This is a genomic window from Streptomyces sp. NPDC050636, assembly GCF_040654775.1.
Lineage (GTDB): Bacteria > Actinomycetota > Actinomycetes > Streptomycetales > Streptomycetaceae > Streptomyces.
In genome coordinates this window covers 1-4,064 of sequence record NZ_JBFAIP010000215.1, presented here as the reverse complement: position 1 = coordinate 4,064, position 4,064 = coordinate 1, and the positions used below count along the sequence as shown (strand labels likewise).

Sequence of the window (4,064 nt, the reverse complement as noted above, 5' to 3'; positions counted from 1 at the left end):
ACGCTTCCCTCTCATGGAACATCCTGTGAGCTAAACCAGGAGCGCAAGTCTGGCGAAATAGAACCAGTCCGAGTCTGCCCCAACCTGAAGTGTCCTGGGTTGACTTCGCCGCCAGCAGGCTCTTGGCCTGCGAGACCCTCTGGTGCGCCTAAGGACCGGAATCAGAATGAGGGCGGCAGTACGCCACCTCTGGCGGGTGCGGCACAATCAGAAGTTGTGTTGACGCACCCTGATCCAGCCGTTCTGTATCCCGACGTCGCGACGCGAGGCAGCCTCGCCGCGGCGCTCCGAGCTGTGGCGAAGGAGGCCGGTTTCTCCGTCTCTGTAACGTCCCCGACCTCCAGCCCGTTGGGCCGTGCCATCGCCGAGAGCAGGCTGCCGTACCGCAAGGCTCTGGTCGTCACCTCGTGGGCGGGCGAGCGGCGGTGGTCGATCCACGGTGAGGAGCCGTTCGAAGGCATGGCACTCATCCGAGGCGACAGCGAGGACTTGGCGCAGGTTGCCAGGGCCGCGCAGGCGTGGCAAGAAGGGGCGCCATTGAGTGACATCCGCCAGGCCGCGCCGTTCGTGCGTCTGACCGGCCGCTTCGAGGTGCCCGATCCCGATCCGGTGCGCCTGACCGAATCCGAGTGGCAGTCCATGCGCACGGAGGCAAGCGAACGGGACTGGCCTGCGTATCACGCGCTCATCGAGGCGGCATACGCCGAGCCGGCACTGCGGCGCCTCTACCCTTTCACCAGCCACTGGGTGCTGCGCTTCTCGACAACCACCCGCCCGTCCTTGACCATCACCGGCCCGTGCATACTCACTGATGACCTCGACCGGTACACGGTCAGCAAAGGCATCACAGGTGCGGGCGTTCACGCCCAAGCCACCACAGCGCACGAGGCAGTGGCGGCAGCCGTACGGCAATTGCCCTCTGGCCTTGGCCCTGTCACGTTCGGAGCATTCCACGACGAGAATCAGGGTGGGTTCGATTCATGAGCTCCGCAGCCGTCGCCAGCAGATGATGACGCAGCCGAGCGTGATGAAAGCTCGGTGGACGTCATCGCGGATCTCCCAGCAAATGCGCAGGCGGCAGAACCAGTGCAGGAGTGCGATCGTGCCCTCCGCGACGCAAGCTCGGCCGCCAGAGCCTGGAGGTCGGGGCGATCGGCCTCGGCACGATGGGCATGACCATGGCGTACAGTGCCACCGACGAACAGGGCGGCCTCACCACCATCCACCGGGCGTACGAGCCGGGTGTCACCTTCTTCGACACCGCCGAGCTGTACGGCAGGGGCACCGGCAGCAACGAGCAGTTGCTCGGCCGCGCGGTGAAGGACGTACGCGATGACATCGTGATCGCCACCAACTTCGGCTTCGACCTGAGCGACCCGGCCAAGATCGGAACCGCGCTGGACAGCCGTCCGGAGCACATCCGCGAGGTCACCGAGAACAGCCCGCTACCTCGGCACCGACCACATTGACGTGCTTCACCAGCACCGCGTCGATCCTGCCGTACCGATCGAGGACGTGGCAGGAACCGTCGGTGAGCTGATCGCTGCGGGCAAGGTGCGTTACTTCGGCCTCAGTGAGGCCGGCCCCGATCCCCACCCTGGCCGCCCTGCCGCAGGCCGAGCGGGCTCTGCGTGAGGAGGGCGTGCACCGGACGGTGCAGCCGATCGTCTCCGGCGGCATCCGCAACGGCGCCGGCCTCGCCGCATGCATGGCCCTGGGCGCCGACGCGGTCGCCATCGGCACCGCCGCCCTGATCGCCCCCGGCGACAGCCACCCCCGGGGGACGCCGAATGCCGCCAACTCGGCTCCGCCGCCGGCTACCAGGACGGCCGCGACCCGGCCGCACCCCCGAACCGCTCAGCTCTGCTGCGCCGGTGCGGGTGCCGGTGTGGGTGCGGGTGCAGGCAGCGGCTTGGTGGGGCACGTCGGATCGTGCGCCGGGACGGTTCCCTTCAGGAGGTAGGCGTCGACGATGCCGTCGACGCAGGCATTGCCGTTCTGATACTGCCCGTGGTCACCGCCCATGACCGTGACCAGGCGTGAACCCCGCAGCGCCTTGTGCGCCCGCACCGCGCCCTCGTAGTACGTGGCCGGGTCGTGCACGGAGTTGAGCATCAGCACGGGTGGCAGGCCCTTGCCGGTGACCTTCACGCGCGGCGCGTTGGACTTTGGCCAGTACACGCAGACAGCGGCGTACGCGAGCTCCCGCGCCCCGACCAGAGGGTACTTCTTGGCGTCCTTGGCGCTCTGCCGTATCCAGTAGGCGAGATCACGGCTCCACGGGGTGTCATTGCAGGTGACCGGGAAGTACGTAGCGGCGAAGCCGGGAGACAGGTAGTTGGCGAAGGCCCGCCGGACAAGTCGGCGTTCGGCCGGTGCCGCCGTGTCCCAGTGCTCCAGGGCAGCCAGTACGGACGCCAGCGCGCCCCACTGCCGGTCAGCGTTGTACATTCCCTGGAGCGTGGCATTGTCGAGCTGGTTGGGCCCGATCGTCAGCGAGCCGATGGTGATCGGGCGGTTGTGCAGCGCCTTACGGCGCGCCTCCCACCTCGCCTTCGCTTCGGCGGCGGTGCTCCCGTAGTGGTAGACCGCGTCGTACCTGGCGATCCATGGCAGGAAGTCCTGCTCGAAACGGCGCTGGAAACTCATCGGTTGCCCGAGTTCGGCCTGCTGCCAAGTCTCGTTGAACGGCAGGTTGCTGTCCAGCACGGCGCGCTCGACGTGCTGTGGGAACCGTGTCGCGTAGTACGCGCCGAGCCAGGTGGCATACGACGGCCCGTAGTACGAGATCTTCTGCACCCCGAGCAGTGTGCGGAACAGGTCCATGTCGCGCACGGCCTGGTCCGTGTTGAGGTATCTGACCAGATCACCACTTCGCTCCTGGCAGCCCGTCGCGAACTGCCTGGACCGGTCCACCACGCCATGGACCGCCGCCGGTGAGCGGTCACGGAAGTCGCCCGCATAGAAGTCCCGGAACTCGGCGTCGGTCTGACACGTGGCGTGCGAGCTGCTCCCGACCCCCCGCTGGTCAAAGCTGACCACGTCGTACACGGCACCGACCGCGGGTGACGCCTTGACGAAGCCCGCGGGCCGCGCGAGCCCCGAGGCGCCCGGACCGCCGGCGGCCATCATCAGCACCCCACGGCGCTGTGCCGGGTCAGCAGCCCGGTGCCGGGACACCGCAACGGTCAGGTCCGCGCCGGTCCCCGGGTGGTGCCAGTCGCGAGGCACAGTCATCGCCGCGCACTGAAGCGAAGGATCCTGATCGCACGGCTTCCAGTCGAGCCGCTGCCCCGCATAGCGCGCGGGGGCGGGCGAAGAGCCGAGGTCCACACCACCCGCCGCCACGCCCTGCACCGTCGCCGGCGCAAGGCCAGTCGCGATGGCCGTGACCACCACACCCGATACGGCAGCCACAAGCCACCGCGGTTTCCTGAACATGGACATCGAACCTCCCAGCGGCCGCGCTCGGCTGCGCAGCGTCAGATCCGATGTTCGGGCTCCGGGAACCCGCGATCGATCACGCTGGTACCCGTCTTCGGGTGGCACCAGTACCACCACCGCCCTCTTGTCCACCGCAGCGACGGATACCCCAAGTACCGTTGAACGTCCGGTTCCACAGCCACGCGCAGGCGCCCTTCCGCGAACCCGTGGCACCGCTGCCCAACCCCGCAAAGTCCCGATCGCAGGTCCCGATCTCTTCCGTCAACCGGGGCATTCGTCACGCACCTCACAACGCTCCGGCCTGGTCGCGAGGGAGGCCGCGCGCAGTACAAGTTCGCCCGTGCGCCCTATGAGTTCCGTCCAGCTACCCGCCGCGGGCGGACGGACCTCCCGTTCGCCCGGCTCGGGCGCCCAACTGCCTTCGCTGTAGCGGCCGATGCGCCTGATGCCGGCCAAAGAGTCGTTGTTCCAGCAGCCCGAGGCCCCGACCAGACCCTGCAGGGCCCGCGTCCTTGCCGCCGGCGAGGCATACAGTCGGCCCGCTCACCACAAGAAGGGCACCAAGCCCAGGCGAACCGGCACGGAGCTACCGGATTAGACACCTAAGGGCGAGTAGCTGC

Annotated in this window: 2 protein-coding genes and 1 pseudogene; 2 read left to right on the top strand and 1 reads right to left on the bottom strand. The window is 68.2% G+C overall.

Annotated features, from left to right (window positions below; translation table 11 throughout):
• Window positions 1-294: 294 nt before the first annotated feature.
• Both AB0I10_RS40615 and AB0I10_RS40610 read left to right on the top strand, forming a co-directional pair.
• Window positions 295-984, top strand: a complete 690-nt coding sequence (locus tag AB0I10_RS40615; protein WP_363157764.1) for a DUF6193 family natural product biosynthesis protein — start codon at window positions 295-297, stop codon at window positions 982-984.
• A 182-nt stretch (window positions 985-1,166) separates the two neighbouring features.
• Window positions 1,167-1,963 (top strand): annotated as a pseudogene (locus AB0I10_RS40610) (aldo/keto reductase).
• Here the strand turns inward: AB0I10_RS40610 and AB0I10_RS40605 are convergent.
• Window positions 1,858-3,237, bottom strand: a complete 1,380-nt coding sequence (locus AB0I10_RS40605) for an alpha/beta hydrolase (protein WP_363157763.1) — start codon at window positions 3,235-3,237, stop codon at window positions 1,858-1,860. The pseudogene AB0I10_RS40610 and the gene AB0I10_RS40605 sit on opposite strands and share 106 nt — an antisense overlap.
• Window positions 3,238-4,064: the final 827 nt, after the last annotated feature.